Source organism: Pseudomonas kitaguniensis (assembly GCF_049199985.1).
GTDB classification, from domain to species: domain Bacteria; phylum Pseudomonadota; class Gammaproteobacteria; order Pseudomonadales; family Pseudomonadaceae; genus Aquipseudomonas; species Aquipseudomonas kitaguniensis.
This window is the reverse complement of sequence record NZ_JBLZPT010000007.1, coordinates 129100-149533: the sequence shown is the minus strand read 5'-3', so window position 1 is coordinate 149533 and position 20434 is coordinate 129100. Positions and strand designations below refer to the sequence as shown.

General features: G+C 55.0%; 20 protein-coding genes. 13 read left to right on the top strand and 7 right to left on the bottom strand.

Annotated elements, in window-relative coordinates; genetic code table 11:
• The first annotated feature begins 102 nt into the window (after window positions 1-102).
• The 3 genes from ACOZK9_RS12120 (at window position 103) to ACOZK9_RS12110 (ending at window position 3800) form a co-directional block, all read left to right on the top strand.
• Complete coding sequence (locus tag ACOZK9_RS12120) at window positions 103-387, top strand: hypothetical protein (RefSeq protein ID WP_058413803.1); 285 nt, start codon at window positions 103-105, stop codon at window positions 385-387.
• A 152-nt stretch (window positions 388-539) separates the two neighbouring features.
• Entirely contained in the window at window positions 540-791 is a 252-nt protein-coding gene (locus ACOZK9_RS12115; protein ID WP_058413804.1) for a TIGR02647 family protein, read from the top strand.
• 168 nt (window positions 792-959) lie between these two features.
• Window positions 960-3800, top strand: a complete 2841-nt coding sequence (locus ACOZK9_RS12110) for a class I adenylate cyclase (protein WP_421555910.1) — start codon at window positions 960-962, stop codon at window positions 3798-3800.
• Window positions 3801-3812: 12 nt separating this feature from the next.
• On the opposite strand, the gene rnk is transcribed toward ACOZK9_RS12110, so the two are convergent.
• From rnk to cyaY, 3 genes are all read right to left on the bottom strand, one after another.
• A complete protein-coding gene (gene rnk / locus ACOZK9_RS12105) occupies window positions 3813-4226 on the bottom strand; it encodes a nucleoside diphosphate kinase regulator (RefSeq protein ID WP_122249589.1) in 414 nt (137 codons plus the stop codon).
• Between the two features lie 130 nt (window positions 4227-4356).
• A complete protein-coding gene (locus ACOZK9_RS12100) occupies window positions 4357-4575 on the bottom strand; it encodes a DUF1289 domain-containing protein (RefSeq protein WP_058413840.1) in 219 nt (72 codons plus the stop codon).
• 2 nt (window positions 4576-4577) lie between these two features.
• Entirely contained in the window at window positions 4578-4925 is a 348-nt protein-coding gene (cyaY, locus tag ACOZK9_RS12095) for an iron donor protein CyaY (RefSeq protein ID WP_152746145.1), read from the bottom strand.
• 238 nt (window positions 4926-5163) lie between these two features.
• On the opposite strand from cyaY, the gene lptM reads away from it, so the two are divergent.
• From lptM to ACOZK9_RS12065, 6 genes are read left to right on the top strand one after another with little or no spacing between them, the layout of a single operon-like run.
• Window positions 5164-5331, top strand: a complete 168-nt coding sequence (lptM, locus tag ACOZK9_RS12090) for an LPS translocon maturation chaperone LptM (RefSeq protein ID WP_003195417.1) — start codon at window positions 5164-5166, stop codon at window positions 5329-5331.
• 9 nt (window positions 5332-5340) lie between these two features.
• The gene (gene lysA, locus ACOZK9_RS12085; protein WP_421555909.1) at window positions 5341-6588 is read left to right on the top strand and encodes a diaminopimelate decarboxylase; all 1248 of its coding nucleotides are present in this window, start codon (window positions 5341-5343) and stop codon (window positions 6586-6588) included.
• Window positions 6589-6591: 3 nt separating this feature from the next.
• Complete coding sequence (gene dapF / locus ACOZK9_RS12080) at window positions 6592-7422, top strand: diaminopimelate epimerase (protein ID WP_122249591.1); 831 nt, start codon at window positions 6592-6594, stop codon at window positions 7420-7422.
• A gap of 13 nt (window positions 7423-7435) precedes the next feature.
• Window positions 7436-8152: a DUF484 family protein gene (locus ACOZK9_RS12075; protein WP_058413810.1), complete on the top strand. Its 717-nt coding sequence runs from the start codon at window positions 7436-7438 to the stop codon at window positions 8150-8152.
• A 2-nt stretch (window positions 8153-8154) separates the two neighbouring features.
• Window positions 8155-9054, top strand: coding sequence for a tyrosine recombinase XerC (gene xerC / locus ACOZK9_RS12070; RefSeq protein WP_122249592.1), 900 nt, complete (start codon window positions 8155-8157; stop codon window positions 9052-9054).
• Entirely contained in the window at window positions 9051-9746 is a 696-nt protein-coding gene (locus tag ACOZK9_RS12065) for an HAD family hydrolase (protein ID WP_058413812.1), read from the top strand. The genes xerC and ACOZK9_RS12065 overlap by 4 nt, the downstream gene beginning before the upstream one ends.
• Window positions 9747-9837: 91 nt before the next feature.
• Here the strand turns inward: ACOZK9_RS12065 and sutA are convergent, their stop codons facing one another.
• The 4 genes from sutA to glnK form a co-directional block, all read right to left on the bottom strand.
• Window positions 9838-10170 (bottom strand): transcriptional regulator SutA, encoded by a 333-nt coding sequence (gene sutA / locus ACOZK9_RS12060; RefSeq protein WP_058413813.1) that lies wholly within the window; start codon window positions 10168-10170, stop codon window positions 9838-9840.
• A gap of 101 nt (window positions 10171-10271) precedes the next feature.
• Window positions 10272-10697 (bottom strand): secondary thiamine-phosphate synthase enzyme YjbQ, encoded by a 426-nt coding sequence (locus ACOZK9_RS12055; RefSeq protein ID WP_421555908.1) that lies wholly within the window; start codon window positions 10695-10697, stop codon window positions 10272-10274.
• 211 nt (window positions 10698-10908) lie between these two features.
• Complete coding sequence (locus tag ACOZK9_RS12050; RefSeq protein WP_058413815.1) at window positions 10909-12249, bottom strand: ammonium transporter; 1341 nt, start codon at window positions 12247-12249, stop codon at window positions 10909-10911.
• Window positions 12250-12283: 34 nt separating this feature from the next.
• Window positions 12284-12622: a P-II family nitrogen regulator gene (glnK, locus tag ACOZK9_RS12045; RefSeq protein ID WP_002555808.1), complete on the bottom strand. Its 339-nt coding sequence runs from the start codon at window positions 12620-12622 to the stop codon at window positions 12284-12286.
• A gap of 421 nt (window positions 12623-13043) precedes the next feature.
• Here glnK and ACOZK9_RS12040 point away from each other — a divergent pair, with 421 nt between their 5' ends.
• From ACOZK9_RS12040 to ACOZK9_RS12025, 4 genes are all read left to right on the top strand, one after another.
• Complete coding sequence (locus ACOZK9_RS12040) at window positions 13044-13307, top strand: accessory factor UbiK family protein (RefSeq protein WP_421555907.1); 264 nt, start codon at window positions 13044-13046, stop codon at window positions 13305-13307.
• 371 nt (window positions 13308-13678) lie between these two features.
• The gene (locus ACOZK9_RS12035) at window positions 13679-14203 is read left to right on the top strand and encodes a BRO-N domain-containing protein (RefSeq protein WP_421555906.1); all 525 of its coding nucleotides are present in this window, start codon (window positions 13679-13681) and stop codon (window positions 14201-14203) included.
• A gap of 688 nt (window positions 14204-14891) precedes the next feature.
• Window positions 14892-18557 carry an ORC-CDC6 family AAA ATPase gene (locus ACOZK9_RS12030; protein ID WP_421555905.1) on the top strand — a complete coding sequence of 1222 codons (3666 nt, stop codon included), beginning with the start codon at window positions 14892-14894 and terminating at the stop codon, window positions 18555-18557.
• Between the two features lie 92 nt (window positions 18558-18649).
• Window positions 18650-20416 carry an ATP-dependent nuclease gene (locus tag ACOZK9_RS12025; RefSeq protein ID WP_421555904.1) on the top strand — a complete coding sequence of 589 codons (1767 nt, stop codon included), beginning with the start codon at window positions 18650-18652 and terminating at the stop codon, window positions 20414-20416.
• Window positions 20417-20434 lie beyond the last annotated feature (18 nt).

Genomic DNA, 20434 nt, shown 5'->3' with positions numbered 1-20434 from the left:
GGGTTGGCTGCAAGAGTTATAGATCCCCTGCGCCTGCCTTGCCAGCAGCATCACCCGCTTGAATGGGCGTAGACTGGCGGCCTTTTCCTTGAGGAGCCTGCCATGAGCGAGCCGACCGATATCGACAACGACGAAGAAGAGTTCACCGAAAGTACGCTGACCCAGGCCATCGAAAATCAGATCGAAAGCGACAATCCGCCTGCCGCCAAAGCGACGTTCAACAAGCTGACCCTGGTGGGTTACGAGCGCGACGACATTCTGAACCTGATGGCCCACGTGCTGGCTGTCGAAATTGACAAAATGCTCGAAGAAGACCGCGCATTCGATACCGAGTGGTACGAAACAGCGCTGCGGGCGCTGCCCGAATTGCCGCCGGAAAACGACTGAATCGAACATGTCCGTGGCGGCGGAGCCTGCTTCCTCGCCACAAACCTGCGCCATATCAAGACCCGGATGTTTCTGACTGGACAGCCCGGCAAAGTGCGTTCACCTTATGCCGTGCTAGCCTCTAATAAATACTTAGAACGTCTGGAGTCCTTATGTCGTATACCCCTGAATTGGTTGCCGAACTGGAAATCCTTGCACTCTTCAACCTGGGCAGCTCCCAGGAAGGCTTAAAAGTCCATCAAAGCGCAGCGCCCACTGCCATCGCCGCCGCCAAACGCCTTTTTGACAAAGAACTGACCACCCAGCCCGACGGCGGTTACCTGACCAGCCTCGGTCGGGATGCTGCCGAGCATGCCCAAGGCTTGCTGACGATTCTAAGCAAAACCCAAAAAGAAGCCGCCTGACCTTTGATACCGCCCATGGAGTCCGCCCTTTGCGGATTCCGGGGGCGTTGCTGTGGCCCGCACAAAATTCTGACGCCAAAAATCATTTCCCGCTAAACCTCCTGCGTTTCTGTCTGTAAACTCCTACACGGCCGCCCATGTCGGGCCTTGCGAGCCAACGAGTTCGACATGACCCGCACCCATGAAATACGCCCCGACCTGGACGAAGGCATCGACCGCAAGGTGCTGGCGCAACTGCGCACGCGGTTCATGGCCCTCAATGCAGGCCGTATGGCACGGGCTGTCGAAGGGCTGACACCGCGGCAACAAAGCGTGCTGAGCGTGTTGCCGCTGTTTTTTCACGTGAATCACCCGCTGTTGCCGGGTTATGTCTCCGGCAGCACACCGGCGGGCTTGTCGAATTTCGAACCGGATACCCAAGCCCTGACCGAAGCCCAGCGCCTGACCCGCTCGTTTTGCTACAAGCCGCGCCATGGCAACCCGTCGCTGCCGATCCACGGCCTGTTCCTGATGGGCAGCCTCGGCACCCTGGCTCAGGCAGATCAGAGCGATATGGACGTGTGGGTATGCCACGCGCCCGACCTCAGCGAAAACGAGTTGGCCGAGCTGCGCAAAAAATGCCAGTTACTTGAAGCTTGGGCATTGACCATGGGCGCCGAGGCGCACTTCTTCCTGATCGAACCGACGCGCTTTGTACTCGGTGAACGCGAGACCCAACTGAGCTCTGACGACTGTGGCACCACCCAGCATTACCTGCTGCTGGATGAGTTCTACCGCACCGCCATCTGGCTGGCCGGGCGCACACCGATCTGGTGGCTGGTGCCGGTGTACGAAGAAACCCGTTATGCCGAGTTCACCCACACACTGCTCTCCAAGCGTTTTATTCGTGCCGATGAAACCCTCGACCTTGGCCACTTGGCGCACATTCCCCCCGGCGAATTCATTGGCGCCGGGCTCTGGCAACTGTTCAAGGGCATCGAGTCGCCGTATAAATCGGTACTCAAATTGCTGCTGACCGAGGTGTACGCCAGCGAACACCCGAACGTGCAGTGCCTGAGCCTGCGCTTCAAGCGCGCGGTATTCGCTAACCAGATCGACCTGGATGAGCTGGACCCGTACATCGTGGTCTACCGCCGTATTGAGGAATACCTAAAAGCGCGCAACGAGCCGGAGCGCCTGGAATTGGTCAGGCGCAGCCTGTACTTGAAGGTCAACCGCAAGCTCAGCGCGGGCCAACGCGGCACTGGCTGGCAACGGCTATTAATGGAGCGCCTGGCGCATGAATGGGGTTGGGACGCACGCCAACTGGCCCTGCTGGACAGCCGCAGCCAGTGGAAGGTGCGCCAAGTGGCCGTCGAGCGCCGTGCACTGGTCAATGAGCTGAACCACAGCTACCGCTTCCTCACGCAATTCGCCCGTACCGAGCAAACCGTCAGTCTGATCAACAAGCGCGACCTCAACGTGCTGGGCCGACGCCTTTATGCAGCGTTCGAACGCAAAGCCGGCAAAGTCGAATTCATCAACCCAGGCATCGCCCCTGATTTGGCCGAAGACACCCTGACCCTGGTGCAATCGCCCAACCGTAAAGAGCCGGGCCTGCATGACTGGGGCCTTTACAACGGCAACCTTACGGCGCTGGAATGGGAGCACTTCGCGCCGATCAAGCGCAGCCGCGACCTGCTCGAAATGCTTACCTGGTGCCACCGCAACGGCGTGATCGACAGCAGCACCCACTTGGCGCTGCACCCGGGCGTCAGCGACATGACGGAATTTGAGCTGTTCAATTTACTCGGCAGCCTGCAACAAACCATCGCACTGCCCTTGGTCAGCGTCGACGAGGAGCGCCTGTTGCGCCCGGCGGTGCCAGAAGAGGTGTTGTTACTGATCAACGTCGGCGTCGACCCGCTCAAGCATCACCGCGACCTGAATATCCTGATGACCACCGAGCGCACCGACTCCCTGAGCTACGCAGGCAAACGCGACAACCTGGTACTGACGCTGGATCAGGTCACACTTAACAGTTGGAACGAGGTAATGGTGAGCCGCTACGACGGGCCTCACGCGTTGCTCGATTGCCTGCGTGACTACCTCAACCAACTGCCGCCCGACCATTTGCCCCGCCTGCGGGTGCGTTGCTTCTGTCACAACCGCGCGCCGTTCATTGCCCAGCGCGTCGAAGAAATTTTCGACACCGCGCAAACCCTGCTGCTCGGCCAGTCCAACCATCGCTACCTGTTGCAGGTGCAACAGCACTATCACGTGATGGAGCTGACGCCGGGCCAAGCCACCCATGTGTCACTGCCAACGCAGGAAGCGCTGATCGCCTACCTCAGTGAAGAACTGGCCAGCTACAGCCCGCTGCACCTGGACGCAATGGCCCTGGAAGACCACGACCTGGCGCTGCTGCTGCCGATGGGCCTGGCCGATTGCGTGCAGGTGTTTTACCGGGTCAATGAAGGCTTTGCCGAGCTGTATGTGCTGGATGAATTCAACGCACTCTGGCAGCAACGCTTGCCGTTTCACGACGAGCAGAGCCTGTTGGCGCCGTTGCAGCGCTTTCTGCAATCGATACTCTATCGCCGGGAAGCGTTATCGCCGCTGAATACGCAACAGCCGCTGGGCGATGTACACACCCTGTATTACCAACTGTTGCCGTCAGGCAGTCATCGCGCACGCGGCATAGAGCCCCGACCGGCCCCGCACAACCCCGCCAACCAGCCGTTTTATGACGTGCAGGCAATTATCGGCAAAGCAGCGCCCGGCCAAGTGGGCATTACCCTGTACTGCAATCAGCGGGAGTTTTCCGAACTGGAGTTTGGCGACCAACTGTTTGCAGTAGTCGCCCGGCAAATCGTCGAGCAACGCCGCGAAACCCAGCGCTACCGCTGCTACATCACCGACCTCGACCTGTCCGGCCTGCTCGGCGATGTGCAAAGCCCGAGCAACTTGTACCTGCGCTACAAGGCCGAGCTGGAGCTGGCGCTGAACGAAGCGCTGAACCAGGTTTAAAGCGGCTGTTTTTTACAGGGGGAATGCGCCGCCGTCTTTGGGCTGGCCCTCGACGCTGAGCAGTTCGAGCTTCAGGGTTTTGCCGCCGGGTGCCGGCCAGTCGATGTGCTGGCCCACTTTCAAGCCGAGCAATGCACTGCCAACCGGCGCCAGGATAGAGATCTTGCCTTCATCGGCATTCGCGTCTTTAGGGTAAACCAGGGTCAGGTGATAGTCCTTGCCGCTGCCTTGCTCGCGGCAATGCACGCTGGAGTTCATGGTCACCACACCTGCAGCCACGTCCTCGTGGCCAACCACCTCTTCAGCGCGGTCGAGTTCGGCTTGCAACGCTTCGACACCGGGAAATTCGTCGCCCAAACGGTCGATCAGTTGCTCCAGACGCTGTACGTCCAGGCGGGTGAGGATGATGGAAGGGACAGTGGTCATGATTCAGGCAGACTCCTTTTTTCTGCGCAAAAAAGCAAAACCCCGCCAGAAAAAGGCGGGGTTCTCACGGACCTCGATGAGTTGAGGTGTACCCGGACACTACCACAGCGTCACAAATAAACAAGACGACTCAGGCGTGGGCCTTGCGCTGCGCAGCCTCTGCGCAGATCACGCGGCGCCGGGCATCGTCGGCAGAGCGCCATTCGCGAATATCTTCCACATGGCGAAAGCAACCGAGGCAGACTTTTTGCTCATCCAGGCGACACAAACTGATACAAGGTGACGGCACCGCCGGGCTGACGTTGCTGAACAGCGGCTTGGGCGGGCGTACAGGTGCAGGCTGGCTCACAATCATTTCTCGTCGGGGTTCAGCTCATCAAAGTCCAGCTCGGCGCCGGATTGTTCCGACACCAGGCGCGCGAGCATTTCGCTCAACAGCTCTTCAGTGGTGTCGTGTACCCAACGCTTTTCATCTTCGTCGTAGTCAAAGTGAAAACCGCCCGAACGCGCTGCCAGCCAGAGCTGACGCAAGGGCTCTTGGCGACTGAAGATCAGTTGGGTGCCATTTTCAAACTTGACGGTCAGTACGCCGGCCGAGTTTTCCAGGTCCACGTCCAAACCGCTGTCGTCGAAAATATCTTCCAGCGCTTGCTGGGTCGAATCCACCAGGTCGTGAAAGCGGGCTTCGGTCAAACTCATTGTGGCAACCTCAAAAGTGTCTGGTTTTGCTCAAGCGCCGCACGATACGGGCGAGCCTCGCCGAATGCAAAGGATACCGATTTCATCCGTGATGGCTGCATGAAATATCCTCAGCAAGCGTAGCCCGCTTCTTGACTGTCTCGGCAAACCCCCGCTGGACGGGTATTCCAGCGCATAGGCAAGCTGCCGGGTGGTCGGTATACTCGGGCGCAATTAATGCATATTCAAGGATTTCGCCATGAAGCGCCTGATCTCTTCCCTTGCTGCGCTCGTCGCGGTCGCTTGCCTAGTTAGTGCCTGTGGTCAAAAAGGCCCGCTGTACCTGCCCGATGACAGCAAAGACCCGAATGAACAGGCGCAGTCGTCGCAAAAGCCGTCGAAAGCGCACAAGCACGACACTTACTAAGGTAACCCCATGGACGCTTTTAACTACCGGGACGGCGAGCTGTTCGCGGAAGGCGTGGCGTTGTCCGCGATTGGCGAGCGCTTTGGCACCCCGACCTACGTGTACTCGCGTGCCCATATCGAAGCTCAATACCGCAGCTTCGCCGACGCGCTGCAAGGCACGCCGAGCCTGGTGTGCTACGCGGTCAAAGCCAACTCCAACCTGGGTGTACTGAATGTCCTGGCGCGCTTGGGCGCCGGTTTCGACATCGTCTCCCGTGGCGAGCTGGAACGTGTACTGGCGGCCGGCGGCACGGCGGACAAAATCGTCTTCTCCGGCGTAGGCAAGAGCCGCGAAGACATGCGCCGCGCACTCGAAGTGGGCGTGCATTGCTTCAACGTCGAATCCACCGACGAGCTGGAACGCCTGCAAATCGTGGCCGCCGAGATGGGCGTTCGCGCGCCGGTGTCCTTGCGCGTGAACCCGGACGTCGACGCCGGCACCCACCCGTACATTTCCACCGGTCTTAAAGAGAACAAGTTCGGCATCGCGATTGCCGACGCCGAGGACGTGTACATCCGCGCCGCGCAGTTGCCGAACCTCGAAGTGCTGGGCGTCGACTGCCATATCGGCTCGCAACTGACTACCCTGCCGCCGTTTATCGATGCGCTCGACCGCCTGCTGGCGCTGATCGACCGCTTGGGCGAGTGCGGCATCTACCTGCACCACATCGACCTCGGTGGCGGCGTGGGCGTGCGTTATCGCGATGAAGAGCCGCCGCTGGTGGCTGACTACATCAAGGCCGTGCGCAAGCGCATCGAAGGCCGTGACCTGACGCTGATGTTCGAACCGGGCCGCTATATCGTCGCCAACGCCGGCGTGCTGCTGACTCAGGTTGAATACCTCAAGCACACCGAGCACAAGGATTTCGCCATCGTCGACGCGGCGATGAACGACCTGATTCGCCCGGCGCTGTACCAGGCCTGGATGAATGTCAGCGCCGTGAAGCCTCGCGCGGGCGAAACCCGTGCGTATGACATCGTTGGCCCAATCTGCGAAACCGGCGACTTCCTGGCCAAGGATCGTCAGTTGGCCCTCGAAGAAGGCGATTTGCTGGCCGTGCATTCGGCGGGTGCCTATGGGTTTGTCATGAGTTCCAACTACAACACCCGCGGGCGTACCGCCGAGGTGCTGGTGGACGGTGATCAAGCGTTTGAAGTGCGTCGCCGCGAGACGGTAGCCGAGTTGTATGCTGGCGAAAGCCTGCTGCCGGAGTAAGCCATGCTGCTGCGTTTTACCAAGATGCACGGGCTGGGCAACGATTTCATGGTCCTCGACCTGGTCAGCCAGCACGCGCATATCCTGCCCAAACACGCTAAACAGTGGGGCGACCGTCACACTGGCATTGGCTTCGACCAGTTGCTGCTGGTTGAGGCGCCGAGCAACCCGGACGTGGATTTCCGTTACCGGATCTTCAATTCCGACGGCTCCGAAGTGGAACAGTGCGGCAACGGTGCGCGCTGCTTCGCGCGCTTTGTGCTGGACAAGCGCCTGACCGCCAAGCGCCAGATTCGCGTCGAGACCAAGAGCGGCGTGATCGAACTGGATATTCGCAGTGACGGTCAAATCAGCGTCAACATGGGCGCGCCGCACCTGGTGCCGGCGGATATTCCGTTCCAGGCCACCGAGCAGGCGACCCACTACGCGCTCGAAGTGGATGGCAAGACCGTCGACATCGCCGCCGTGTCCATGGGCAACCCGCATGCTGTGCTGCGGGTCAATGACATCAATAGCGCCCCGGTGCACGAACTGGGGCCGAAGATCGAACATCACCCGCGCTTTCCAGCACGGGTGAACGTGGGTTTCCTGCAGGTGATCGACCGTTCCCGCGCGCAATTGCGTGTGTGGGAACGCGGCGCCGGCGAAACCCAGGCCTGCGGCACCGGTGCTTGCGCCGCTGCCGTGGCCGCGATCAGCCAAGGGTGGATGGATTCGCCGCTGCTGATCGACCTGCCCGGTGGACGTTTGTCCATCGAATGGGCAGGCCCTGGCCACCCGGTGATGATGACCGGGCCGGCCTCGCGTGTATACGAAGGACAGGTCCGTCTATGAGTGAGCCAAGCCAATGACCGATAAGCCTCAAGTACCCGCCCAAGCTAACCCGAGCGAATGCCTGGAGGCCGCTGCTGTAGCGGCGTACCTTGAGGCAAACCCGGACTTCTTCGTGGAACACGAAGAGCTGCTGCCCGCCCTGCGCATCCCCCACCAACGCGGCGATACCGTGTCGCTGGTGGAGCGACAGATGAAGATCCTGCGCGAGCGCAATATAGAAATGCGCCATCGGCTCTCGCAGTTGATGGACGTGGCACGCGACAACGACCGCCTGTTCGACAAGACGCGCCGCCTGATTCTGATGCTGATGGACGCCACCAGCCTGGAAGAAACGGTGATCGCCGTGGAAGACAGCCTGCGCCAGGATTTTCAGGTGCCGTTTGTCAGCCTGATCCTGTTCAGCGACAACCCGATGCCGGTGGGTCGCTGGGTCAGCGGTGGCGAAGCGCAAACCGCAATTGGCGGCCTGCTCTCGGACGGTAAAACCATCAGCAGCACCCTGCGTGAGCACGAGTTGGACTTCCTGTTTGGTGCCGAACAGCGCAAGCAGATCGGCTCCACCGCCGTCGTCGCGCTCAGCCACCAAGGCCTGCATGGCGTATTGGCCATCGCCAGCCGAGACCCTCAGCACTACAAAAGCTCAGTCGGCACACTGTTTTTGACCTACATCGCCGAAGTGCTGGGCCGCGTTTTGCCGCGTTTCACCACTGCCCTGCGCGCGGTGCGCTAGCCATGGAACGGCAACTGGACGCTTACTGCGCTCACCTGCGCAGTGAGCGCCAGGTGTCGCCGCACACCCTGGAAGCGTATCGGCGGGACTTGAACAAGGTCTTGGCGTACTGTGAAAAACACCAGATCGCCAGTTGGAAGGCCTTGGACATCCAGAGCCTGCGCAGCCTGATCGCGCGGCTGCACCAGCAAGGCCAGTCCTCGCGCAGTTTGGCGCGGCTGCTGTCAGCGGTGCGTGGCCTTTATCATTACCTGAACCGCGAAGGTTTGTGCGAGCACGACCCGGCCAATGGCCTGGCACCGCCCAAGGGCGAGCGCCGCCTGCCCAAGACCCTCGACACTGATCGCGCCCTGCAATTGCTCGATGGCGCCGTGGAGGATGACTTTCTCGCGCATCGCGACCAGGCGATTCTTGAGCTGTTCTATTCCTCCGGCCTGCGCCTGTCGGAGCTGACTGGGCTGAACCTCGATCAACTGGACCTCGCGGATGGCTTGGTGCAAGTGCTCGGCAAGGGCAGCAAAACCCGTGTGCTGCCGGTCGGCCGCAAAGCCCGAGAAGCCTTGCAACTGTGGTTGCCGCTGCGCCTTTTGACCAACCCGGCGGACGACGCGGTGTTTGTCAGCCAGCAAGGCCGACGCTTGGGGCCGCGGGCGATTCAGCTGCGCGTGAAGGCTGCGGGCGAGCGCGAACTGGGGCAAAACCTGCACCCGCACATGCTGCGACACTCCTTTGCCAGCCACATGCTGGAATCATCCCAGGACCTGCGCGCGGTGCAGGAACTGCTTGGCCACTCCGACATCAAGACCACGCAGATCTACACCCACCTCGACTTCCAGCACCTGGCAACGGTGTACGACAGCGCCCATCCACGGGCCAAACGCATCAAGGGCGGCGACTCATGAGTATCAAGCTGATTACCTTCGACCTGGACGACACGCTCTGGGACAACGTACCTGTCATCATCAGTGCCGAAGCATCCATGCGCGAGTGGTTGGCAACCCACGCCAGCAAGGTCGGCGACTTGCCCCTGGAGCATTTCGCCAGCCTTCGCCAACACGTGCTGGAGCGCCACCCCGAGCTCAAATACCGCATCAGCCTCTTGCGCCATCGCGTGTTGATGCACGCGTTCGAAGAGGCAGGTTATCCACAGCCTGAGGCCACAGAAATGGCGGATGTGTGTTTCGAGGCTTTTATTCACGCGCGCCACCAGATCACTCCATTCCCTGAAGCCGAACCCATGCTGCAAGCGCTGCGCCAGCACTTTTTGCTCGGGGTGATCACCAACGGCAATGCCGATGTGCAACGCGTTGGCTTGGCCAACTATTTCCACTTTGCCCTGCGGGCCGAAGACATCGGCATCGCCAAGCCGGACGCACGATTGTTTCACGAGGCGTTGCAACGCGGCGGCGTGGAGGCGAGCGCGGCGGTGCATGTGGGTGATCACCCCGGCGATGACATCGCCGGCGCCCAGCAGGCCGGGCTTCGCGCGGTGTGGTTCAATCCGGCGGGCAAGGCTTGGGAAGGCGATAAAGCTCCAGATGCGCAGATTCGCAAACTGGCTGAGTTGCCGGAGCTGCTGCGCAACTGGCAATAACACCGAAGATGGCAGCGCGCTGTAAGTTTTATTCCAGCCATGAAAAAGCCCGCAGCGACGGCGGGCTTTTTTTACAAGCGTGCAGCTGACCTCAGATAGGCCGGCTGCCGTACTTGTTATCCGGCTTCTTCGGCGGATCGGCAACCACGTTGGCCTCGACTTCCTGCACTTTGCCGCCTTTAGCGAGGAATTCTTCCATCGCACGGGCCAGCGCATCGCGCTCTTTGTTCTTGGCTTCAACGCTCGGCAATTCATCTACCGATACAGCGGCCTTGGCTTTGCCTTTGGATGCTTTGGCAGGCGCGTCATCGCCACCGTCATCGGCTTCGTCAGCCACGTCTTCAGCTGCCGCTTCAAGACCCTCTTCGGCCTCGTCGTCGTCACCTACTTCGAGTTCGTCGTTTTCCAGATCATCGTCGCTCATGTTCTACCTCATGACTTGCGAAAAGCAGATTAGTTATAGCCCAGCTTCACCCTCTGTCGAGGTCGCCGGAAAAAATCAATAGCCAGCGGATAACCAGTGGCTTATGCCCCATCACCGTGCAAGGTGGCGAGGACTTTACGAGCACCGCCATGATCACGGTGCTCGCCCAGATAAACACCTTGCCAGATCCCTATCGCCAAGCGGCCGGCATTGACCGGCAAACTCAGCTGGCAGCCCAGGAGACTGGCCTTGAAGTGCGCCGGCAGGTCATCCGGCCCTTCGTCGTTATGTTCATATCCCACCGTACCTTGAGGCACCAGCGCATTGAAAAAACGTTCGAAGTCACGGCGCACCGCCGGGTCGGCATTCTCGTTGACGGTCAACGAGGCCGATGTGTGCTGCAGCCACAGATGTAACAGGCCCACACGACAAGCCTTCAATTCAGGCAAGCCGGCGAGCAATTCGTCCGTCACCAAGTGAAAGCCCCGGGGCTTGGCCCGCAGGGTTATCAGAGTCTGTTGCCACATACAGTTCTCCGCCCATCGGCGCGCATTCTAGCGCGCTCTGGGAAAAAACAAAGTGCCGAATACGCCTACATGCCTGTAGGACATCTGCACGGTGAAACGTACCGCGTGCGCACCCTCACAAACTTTGCGCAAAAACCGGTACAGCGTCTTATCACTGACAAACGCCAGGCAAAAAAATGCCCGGCAAGCCGGGCATCTTTTTTTCGCACGCTTACAAGTTGTAACCGCGTTCGTTGTGTTGCGCCAGATCGAGGCCAACGGCCTCTTCTTCCTCGGCAACCCGCAAGCCCATGACCGCATCCAGCACCTTAAGGATGATGAAGGTCACGATGGCCGTGTAGATCACGGTGAAACCAACGCCTTTGCACTGGACCCAGACTTGCGCCGCGATGTCGGTCGTCGCGGCGTTGAAGCCACCCATGGCCGGTGCAGCGAACACACCGGTGAGGATCGCGCCGAGGATACCGCCGATACCGTGCACGCCGAAGGCGTCCAGGGAGTCGTCGTAACCCAGTTTGCGTTTCAGCGTAGTGGCGCAGAAGAAGCACACCACGCCCGCCGCCAGGCCGATAACCAGCGCGCCCATCGGGCCCACGGTGCCCGCAGCCGGAGTAATTGCCACAAGGCCTGCCACCACACCCGAGGCGATGCCCAGTGCGCTTGGCTTACCGTGGGTGACCCACTCGGCGAACATCCAGCCCAGCGCCGCAGCAGCGGTAGCGATCTGAGTCACCAGCATTGCCATACCGGCAGTGCCGTTGGCCGCAGCAGCGGAACCTGCGTTGAAACCGAACCAGCCAACCCACAGCATGGCCGCACCGACCAGGGTGTAACCCAGGTTGTGAGGCGCCATCGGGGTGGTCGGGAAACCTTTACGCTTGCCGAGTACCAGGCACGCCACCAGGCCGGCAACACCGGCGTTGATGTGCACCACGGTGCCGCCTGCGAAATCCAGTACGCCCCAGTCGCCCAACAACGACCCCGGACCGCCCCACACCATGTGCGCAATTGGCGCGTACACCAAGGTGAACCAGACGCCCATGAAGATCAGCATCGCAGAGAACTTCATACGCTCGGCAAAAGCACCGACGATCAGCGCAGGCGTAATGATGGCGAACGTCATCTGGAAGGTGACGAATACCGCCTCAGGGAACAGCGCCGCAGGGCCGGTGATGCTCGCCGGGGTGACACCCGACAGGAACAGTTTGGACAGGCCGCCCACGAACGAGTTGAAGTTGACGACGCCTGCTTCCATACCGGTCGTGTCGAACGCCATGCTGTAGCCGTAAACGAACCACAGAATGCTGATCAGACCGGTGATGGCGAAGCACTGCATCATCACCGAAAGAATGTTTTTGGAGCGAACCATGCCGCCGTAAAACAGCGCCAGGCCTGGAATAGTCATGAACAGCACCAACGCGGTGGATGTCAGCATCCATGCGGTGTCGCCGGAATTGAGGACTGGAGCTGGGGCTGGGTCCGCCGCCAATGCCAAGGCCGGCATTACGAGGGACAACAGGGCTCCGAGCCCTGCGAATTTACGCAGAGTCATAGTGTTTTCTCCTGGGGCGTTGGGGTTTGGCGGCTTAGATTGCGTCGGTATCGGTTTCGCCGGTACGGATGCGAATCGCCTGTTCCAGATTGACCACGAAAATCTTGCCGTCACCGATTTTGCCGGTGTTGGCCGCCTTGGTTATCGCCTCGATAACACGGTCAAGATCCTTGTCGTCAATGGCGACATCAATCTTCACCTTAGGCAGGAAATCCACCACGTATTCCGCGCCACGGTACAGCTCGGTGTGACCCTTCTGCCGACCGAAGCCCTTGACCTCGGTAACGGTAATGCCCTGCACGCCGATCTCGGACAACGACTCGCGTACATCGTCCAACTTGAACGGCTTGATGATGGCAGTGACTAGCTTCATGAAAACTCTCTCCCGAATTGGTGGACTTGCCCCAGGAAAACAAACCCGTCTCAAGTCTAAGCGCAGCGCCTGGCTTTGTAACGCGTCGTCGCCTCGGCATGTGCCGTTGCAACGCCAGCGAACCACTGGTGACGAAACCTGTACCCCTGATCCGTCGGCGCACTGCATTCGTCACAGCGACTGCATCAGTGCATGGGTCATGATCGTCTAAGCAGAAACCTTGCCAGCTCCGTAAAAACCACTGAAATCAGTTCGTTGCCCGGTTTTGCGTGCCTGCACGGCGGTTTGGCGACTGCAATGCGCACAATAACGGTGCGCCACTGCCCGCCCCTCTGCGCGAAAAACGTGCATCCAACACGGTAAAAAGACTATAGACGCTGCGTGATACACTGCCCGCCAACAGTATTCCGGAATATGTCCCATGCTCGCGCCCAAAGACCTACTCGACGCCCTGAGCGGCCACGCCTCTCGCCTGTTCAGCGGCGACACCGCGCTGCCCCGCACTGAAATCGAAAGCCAGTTCAAGGCATTGCTGCAGAGCGGTTTCAGCAAACTCGACCTGGTGAGCCGCGAAGAGTTTGATAGCCAAATGGTAGTGCTGGCCCGCACCCGTGCGCGGCTGGAAAGCCTGGAAGCGAAAGTCGCAGAGTTTGAAGCCAGGCTAATGCTGCCCTCCGCTGAATAAACGGATTTCTTGAAACTGATGGGAAGGCTGCAATGGTCTTCCTGCTATCTTCATCCAGCTAATGTCTTCAGGAACATTCCTACGACATGCGCTTACGCTTTCCGATAGCATCGCCACGCCCAATCTCTTTAGGCTGCTTGCTGCTGAACATTCAGCGCTGGGTTTGGCGACCCGGAAAGCTTGCGACGCACAGCGTCCACCATCCGATATCGGGTATTAAACCGAGCTCGTTTTATGGCGGCTGTGTGTGGGAGACCCCAGGGTCTGCCGGTATTCGCTTGCACCGGCTCGCCAACCTGCACGCAGCTGTCACCCTTATCGTTTGGCGACGGTAAACGGCAGTCCACTCAAGCGAATATGGGTACTGCACCATGGACAACGACCACTTCATTCCTCATGTGTTTACGCGGCACAATCTGCATCTTCACGCGCTTTTGTTGGAGAACCAGGCTTGGTTCAGCGCGCGTGATTTGGGTCGGTTGCTGAGGCTCTATTTGGACGAGCGAGCGTTGCGGAAGCTTGATCCAGATCAACGTCAGTATCGAAAGGCGCTCCATCATGGTGCTGTCGAACGGACGCTGCTGATCAGCGAGTCAGGTGTCTACGCCCTTCTGATTTACCATTATTGCCCGGAGTATCGAGGTCTTCGGGAGTGGCTAACGCACGAAGTTGTTCCTGCCATACGCGATGCGCAAAAAGGCACCAATTGTGATCATCCAATACTGAGTTTGTTAGCTTGGCCACAGACGTCTCTTAGCCTTCTACACTGGAACAATCAGGCATGGATAAGGCTACAAGACGTACCGCACATGCTTCCAGAGCCCGCCCGCACACATGGGGAGAAAAAACTAGCTTGGTGGAAACGCAGCGATCGACCCCAATCGGCAAACAAATAAACAATATATTAAGCCCTCACTGAGTTAACGCGAAAATCGTAAAAACCGAACTCTCTATCAGCCGGTGTAGCTGCAGAAAACGCTAGGAAAAGTCAGAACTGTTGTGGCAGCCTCCGCACACACAGAAAGCCAGAGTCTTCGCAATGTCGGCTCTGGTGCTTCAACACTCGGCAACACGTGGGGCGCAGATAGGGAGAAATAGAGCTGTCGCCGCACTTTTTCAGCAGACCAACAACAGACATTCCTCGCCCGATTCAGGAATGCATTGAAAACCATCTCATACACGACTCCCTATTTTGTGAATCCGCCAGTACCCTGAGAGGATGCTTTGGTGGTAAAACGGCGTGCGCCCTGCTGAGTTTTTAGGTGTTACCACGTCGTTGATTGACACGCTCTTAGCTAATTTCGAAAAAATGATGCTAAGGGCCGGAGCACACGGGAGAACCGCTGGAGAAGCGACTAAATGGAAATTAACGCGCTTTCGGATGCAAGGTTAGTTTTTTGTCGGGTAACGTTTTATGCGTCCCGCATAAAATTTTCATACTCACCGTATGCTTGAGTATGAAAAATCCTCAAAAAGCGTCCTGATTGAGCTGACGCATAGACATGAATAATAACCATAAAACAACCAGGAAATTTAACAGCTGATCAGAATAGCTGATTAGAATAGGCAAAGGAGTAGCTAGCAATGAGTAAATACTGTTGTTTTTTTTGCCCCGCGCAAGATTATTCAGAGAAAACACTAACAGACAAATGCCCGACGTGCCAAAGAGAGTATGGATTTGTTCTGAAAGAGCGCCCTGCTCAGATTAGAGAGTACTCCGTAATACGAGATCTCGGAAGAGGGTTCTATGGCGCAGCTTTTGTAGCGGAAAAAGGGCCCTTCAAAAGAAAATATGTGCTCAAAATCGCACCCGTTGAATTTTACACCTTCTTTTCAAAAACCTCCTTTGAGGAAGAAACAAAACTACACGCGCGGCTTGCCGAATCTGCCGAACACGTAGTAGGTATAGATGACCGTTTCGACGAAAAAATTACATTTTCAGATGGGTCAGCTTTAACATGCCACGTTACTGTTTTGGACTTCGTTAATGGCGATTTACTCCGCGATTATATTGCCGGAACTATCATACCTTCTTCAGCGACGATATGCCAAATAGCAATTGACCTTTTAAGAATCAGAGCAGAATTTGAAGTCAATGAACTGAACCACAATGACCTACATGCTGAAAACTTAATAGTTGAGCAGTTACCGCCAACCGGTCGCCGACAAAGTGCGATAGATGACTCTATTAGAGTGAAGGCTATTGATCTTGGAAGTATTTCAGATGCCAGCAAAAGCGGCGGGAGCAGGCAAGGAGATCTATTATTTATCGCCGAACATGTTGATTCACTTCTAGATCGACTACTTTCTGACCCATCAAAATTAGAAGACCGAGACTACCGGACAGCCCTCGCGCTGCAAGGGATCGTTCATAGTCTGTTAACTGACGCACAGAACATCCGCCAGCCAAATCCAAGCGATCTTATCGGGCAGATAGAAGAAGCATATTATCGCGCCGCACAGCCTTGGAAGCCTTGGAGCGCACCATTTAAGTTAAAAGGATTTGCCGACCATTATAATGCTCAGACACTCGTTTCTTGGGATGTACCAAGATTGCTTGTGGATCCTGACGGGCGATGGTTATCTGAGGTTACGAAACCCGGCCCGCAGATTATTACAGGGATGCGTGGCTGTGGTAAAACCATGCTACTCAGAGCACTGGACATTCACGCTAGAGCCGCACTAAGTGAAAATGAAGAGTCAAAACATGCTGTAGAGCGCGTTCGCGGAGATGGTTTCGTTGGTCTATTTGTATCTGCGCAACGCCTCTTAGACCTCCGGCAGTCGAACGCTAAACTAGAGCAAAGGTTAACCCGGCTATATGTATATTACGCCTTACAAGCCGCAAGAGCCTTAATGCATCTGCGAGATCTAGCACCCACAAACGTAATATCAAATGCGCATTCCAAACTCAGCCACGCTGTCTCGGACTATCTTGAAGGCGGTGAATCGCTCAAGGAAGCCTCATCGATTGACGATCTTGAAAGACGCCTAGAGCATATCGCAGTATTAACATCCAGAGGCAGTAATGATTTTTTGGTTAAACAATCTCCTTCCGATGTATTCCCTCACCTCGCAGAACAATTCAGAAGTTGTAGTGACGTAATTTCAAATTCCTCGGTATTCTTCTTACTTGACGATGTATCTACGAGATATCTAGAGCTCGACAGAATCGACGAGATACTGACTGCACTACTTTTTCAAAATCCGGTTTGCGCATTCAAGTTTACTTCTGAGTGGCAAACTATAGAGTTAGGCTTAAGATCTCCCGGAAGAATCCATCCTATCAGAGTTGACAGAGATCTTGCTGTTTTCGATCTAGGGGCCGATGTCTACGACACCATTAATTCTAATGGCAAAGGAAAAGGTGAAGACTTTGTTGAGAGAATACTTCAACAACGTGCAAATTTCCACATATCACATCCGAAATATACTCCTCGCCAACTACTCGGAGATATTCCTCTAGAACAAGTCGCAAGAGAAATTGCATCATCTAGCTCAACATCTAAAGAAAAAAAGCAAGCGTACCGTGGCATATCCTGCCTCACCAGTGTCTGTGTTGGTGATATTGGAGATGTAGTAAAACTCTATGAAGAAATAATTAAAAGAGCGTCATCCAACAGATCTCATATTAACGTACCTATTGCGGACAATATACAAGCCGACTGCTTTCAAGCGATCAGTTCAAGAAGGCTATATGACCTCAACAGAAGAGGCGGCTATTATAAAGATCATGCTTTGGCTTTTGCACAGTCCGCCCACGACTTACTTACTAGATCTTATCGTGAGGGTCAAAAAAACCCTCATAGTACCCAGCGCCTTAGACAATACTCTTCTATCTACGTTAGGGTCATGACGGCGGATCAAGAAAGCCTAACAGCTCAAATAGATCAACTTCGAGAGTTAATTGACGCTGGAGTATTCGTCTATGCTGGCGGTGGTGCCCCAAGGACAAAAACAAAAGACTCCAATCCAATGCAGCAGTTTAAGCTGAGCTATAGGAAAATTTATGGCTTGGCCGCTTTTATAGGACTAGCTGATCGAGATCGATTTGAGTTATCCGGAGAAGATCTCAGAGAGTGGCTTGGAAAGCCAGACAAAGAGATACTACTCAAAAACCAGATCAAGACTGAGCTTGAGACTAATCCAATAGCCGAAACGGCTTCTACGCAAGCACATGATCCATCCTCGATCGAAGTTAACGTCCAAACAAGTCTGTTCCAAGAAGGAATAGAAATAGAAAAATATCGCGAGTTAGAAGGCGATGTACACAGCGCAAAACCGATTGACATAAAAATAAATGAAATACAAATCAACACCCTTGGAACATTAGACATTACAGACGTTCTCGTGGGGCTGGGCTTCGAAGAGAGAACACTAGCATCAAACAAACTACTAGCGGACAATGTAAAATCAGCGAATATTCACGCGTTAAAATATGATCAGGCGGGGCGTGCGGAAGAAATAAGGGAGCTATGGAAAAATGCGGGAGTAGAAATACATGAAAGTACTTACCGGACGGGAAATCCAGATCTGCCTCGCTTCGGAGGCGTTGGTCTAATTGATATTTCAGGACTACCAAAACCTGTAATTTTTACTTCCATTCAACGGGAGCTTCAAGACAAGGGAAAAGTGTATGTTCTGCACATGTCCGCACTGCAGCATTACCCCTTGCAAGAAGAGCTCCAGAATATTTTTGATGCAGAAGAGTCTCATAATCCTTTGGCCCTATTAGAGAGTTTAGGAAAAGTTCTGAAAGGTGAAATTGGTCCTTACTCTGATATCAAGCTTATAGACGAGCAAGTCGATTTATCACGCAGTCGTGCGTTACTCGCATTCGCCTCCGCAAAACATGAACAACTTTCCTCCCTATTGGATCGGCGAGAATTTGATTACGTGGAGATAATTGCCCCTATAGGCGACGAACCCCGAGCTCGTGTAGCGAATTATGCAGCAGAATTCGTATGCCAAAACTTTCAAAGCTCAGCTGTTACAAAGGTTGATGGGTATAGCCTAGAAAACATATTAAAATATATAGATGATCGTTACTTAGACATATATTCGTCAGCGGGAGCTAATATAGAGCTAGGCTTAACCGGCTCAAAAATCCAGGCTGTGGCGGCGGCAATTCTTGCGTCACGGCGCAAAATAGCTCAGGCTTGGTATTTAAGTCCAAAACGGTTTGATGAAGAGCGATTTTCTCAGGGAGTAGGTGAAGCAAGATTATACGAAATTTCTATAAACGCTTAAGTAAATACATAAAAAGCATCATCACCAGAGGGGATTACCCCCCTCTGACACCATTAAAATCTAGCAAAAAATCTACAACGTGAGAAAAGGCAATGCCAAGCAAAACAATAGAAGCATTAATAAAAGAACTATTAAACTTCAAGCCGGGCGCCCCCCTACTTCACTACATAACTCACGCCAGATTTCCAAACTTTAAAGGTCTTGAACCTGGAACTAGAATAGATTTTCCTTTTCCACTAACCGCGCTAGTAGGAGCGAATGGTATAGGCAAGAGCTCAGTGCTACATGCGCTTCAAGGAATGCCGGATGGTGAAACCACTGCCAAATTTTGGTTTTCCACCGCAATGGATCCGATTTTGAATAAAGTTCAAGATCCACCTCGCTATATTTATGGGCACTGGCACCAGATTTATAGAAATATCGTAGAGACCAGAAAGGCTAGAATTTATAGCAAAAAAAGAGACTATGAGTACTGGGAACCAACAAAGGTGACCAAAGGTGACGATATGTTGCCAATGCCAGAAAAACCTTACGCGAGAAAAGACAAGGACCGATGGAATCCTGTACAAAGAGCTGTTGTATACATGAACATGAAAGTAGTTATTGGCGCTTTTGACAGGACCTTTAATTTCGGCACCAGTACTGAGCAGATCGCGGCAAAGCATGCCGAGATGCGAGCTGGAGCTAGAAAGCTCAAAAGTGTAATTGACCGCAATGTCTCTAGTTGGATGCTTGGTGGAGGCAGGGAACGAGTCTTCGAAAATCGACTATTGACTGACGAAGAGCTCGCGCAGGTTTCTAGGATTTTAGGCCGACCATATCAATCAGCCCAGTACATAAAACACTCGCTGTATCCTGAGCAGAAAGGTGGGGACATTAGCGTCGTTTTCGATCGCGGTTTCAAATATTCAGAAGCATTTGCTGGCAGTGGTGAAATAGCCATTGTGACGTTGGTAGTCCGGATAATTTCCGCGCCGAAATATTCCCTCGTTTTACTGGATGAGCCCGAGACTTCACTACATCCCGGGGCTCAACGTGAGCTTTTAATATTTTTATTGTCTGAAATCAAGAAAAAACATTTACAGATTGTTATCTCCACACATTCATTCGACTTCATTCAAGACCTACCTTCAAATGCACTAAAAATATTCGAAGATAATGGCGCAGGCAAAACAAGAGTCTTAAACGAATGCTCCCCTTTTATAGCCTTAAATCGCTTAGGCAAGACCCTTGGGGATAAAAAGCGTATATATGTTGAGGACCCCCTTGCTAAAGCCGTAGTTGAACGAGCAATGGAGGGACTAGACCTCGGTGAACAAAGCGCACTTGAAATAATCGTCGCACCTGGGGGGGCGAACGGAATTGTTTGCAAACAGATTCCAACGCACATCACAGCAGCAACCGATTGCTACGTATTTTTAGATGGTGATCAGAGAGTTGTACAAAACTTCACAGACCCGGCTAGCTTAGCGCCTCAAGACCATGGAAAATTGGAAAATATTATTCTTGATGAAATGGGCTGTCGGCCGCAATTTCCGCTCAACGGAGGGAATGATGTCAGAGGCAACGCCAAGGATAAGATCACTCATCAATTAGCATATCTGGCTTGGGTTCGGTTACGGCTAGATTATCTCCCGCAGAAATGCCCTGATGCCATTCTTCTCTCCCCGCTAGAGCGAAAAGGGCTGGTGACCTCCGAGGATTTCAAAAAAGCGCTTCACAACAAAATTGGACATGGGCAAACTGCTGAGGGGTTTCTGGGGGTGGTTCGCTATTTGCTGATTGCGCTGCCTGACGGGAATGCAGATTTATCTGCCGTGCGAGCAACGTTGAAGCGGTGGCTAGCAGTCCCAAACTGAATCCATGTTGAAGAACCT

Excerpts from the sequence above, each read along its gene's own strand:
- ACOZK9_RS12120 (WP_058413803.1), top strand. The coding sequence starts at position 103 with ATGAGCGAGCCGACCGATATCGACAACGACGAAGAAGAGTTCACCGAA.
- ACOZK9_RS12115 (WP_058413804.1), top strand. The coding sequence starts at position 540 with ATGTCGTATACCCCTGAATTGGTTGCCGAACTGGAAATCCTTGCACTC.
- ACOZK9_RS12110 (WP_421555910.1), top strand. The coding sequence starts at position 960 with ATGACCCGCACCCATGAAATACGCCCCGACCTGGACGAAGGCATCGAC.
- rnk (WP_122249589.1), bottom strand. The coding sequence starts at position 4,226 with ATGACCACTGTCCCTTCCATCATCCTCACCCGCCTGGACGTACAGCGT.
- cyaY (WP_152746145.1), bottom strand. The coding sequence starts at position 4,925 with ATGAGTTTGACCGAAGCCCGCTTTCACGACCTGGTGGATTCGACCCAG.
- lptM (WP_003195417.1), top strand. The coding sequence starts at position 5,164 with ATGAAGCGCCTGATCTCTTCCCTTGCTGCGCTCGTCGCGGTCGCTTGC.
- lysA (WP_421555909.1), top strand. The coding sequence starts at position 5,341 with ATGGACGCTTTTAACTACCGGGACGGCGAGCTGTTCGCGGAAGGCGTG.
- dapF (WP_122249591.1), top strand. The coding sequence starts at position 6,592 with ATGCTGCTGCGTTTTACCAAGATGCACGGGCTGGGCAACGATTTCATG.
- ACOZK9_RS12075 (WP_058413810.1), top strand. The coding sequence starts at position 7,436 with ATGACCGATAAGCCTCAAGTACCCGCCCAAGCTAACCCGAGCGAATGC.
- xerC (WP_122249592.1), top strand. The coding sequence starts at position 8,155 with ATGGAACGGCAACTGGACGCTTACTGCGCTCACCTGCGCAGTGAGCGC.
- ACOZK9_RS12065 (WP_058413812.1), top strand. The coding sequence starts at position 9,051 with ATGAGTATCAAGCTGATTACCTTCGACCTGGACGACACGCTCTGGGAC.
- sutA (WP_058413813.1), bottom strand. The coding sequence starts at position 10,170 with ATGAGCGACGATGATCTGGAAAACGACGAACTCGAAGTAGGTGACGAC.
- ACOZK9_RS12055 (WP_421555908.1), bottom strand. The coding sequence starts at position 10,697 with ATGTGGCAACAGACTCTGATAACCCTGCGGGCCAAGCCCCGGGGCTTT.
- ACOZK9_RS12050 (WP_058413815.1), bottom strand. The coding sequence starts at position 12,249 with ATGACTCTGCGTAAATTCGCAGGGCTCGGAGCCCTGTTGTCCCTCGTA.
- glnK (WP_002555808.1), bottom strand. The coding sequence starts at position 12,622 with ATGAAGCTAGTCACTGCCATCATCAAGCCGTTCAAGTTGGACGATGTA.
- ACOZK9_RS12040 (WP_421555907.1), top strand. The coding sequence starts at position 13,044 with ATGCTCGCGCCCAAAGACCTACTCGACGCCCTGAGCGGCCACGCCTCT.
- ACOZK9_RS12035 (WP_421555906.1), top strand. The coding sequence starts at position 13,679 with ATGGACAACGACCACTTCATTCCTCATGTGTTTACGCGGCACAATCTG.
- ACOZK9_RS12030 (WP_421555905.1), top strand. The coding sequence starts at position 14,892 with ATGAGTAAATACTGTTGTTTTTTTTGCCCCGCGCAAGATTATTCAGAG.
- ACOZK9_RS12025 (WP_421555904.1), top strand. The coding sequence starts at position 18,650 with ATGCCAAGCAAAACAATAGAAGCATTAATAAAAGAACTATTAAACTTC.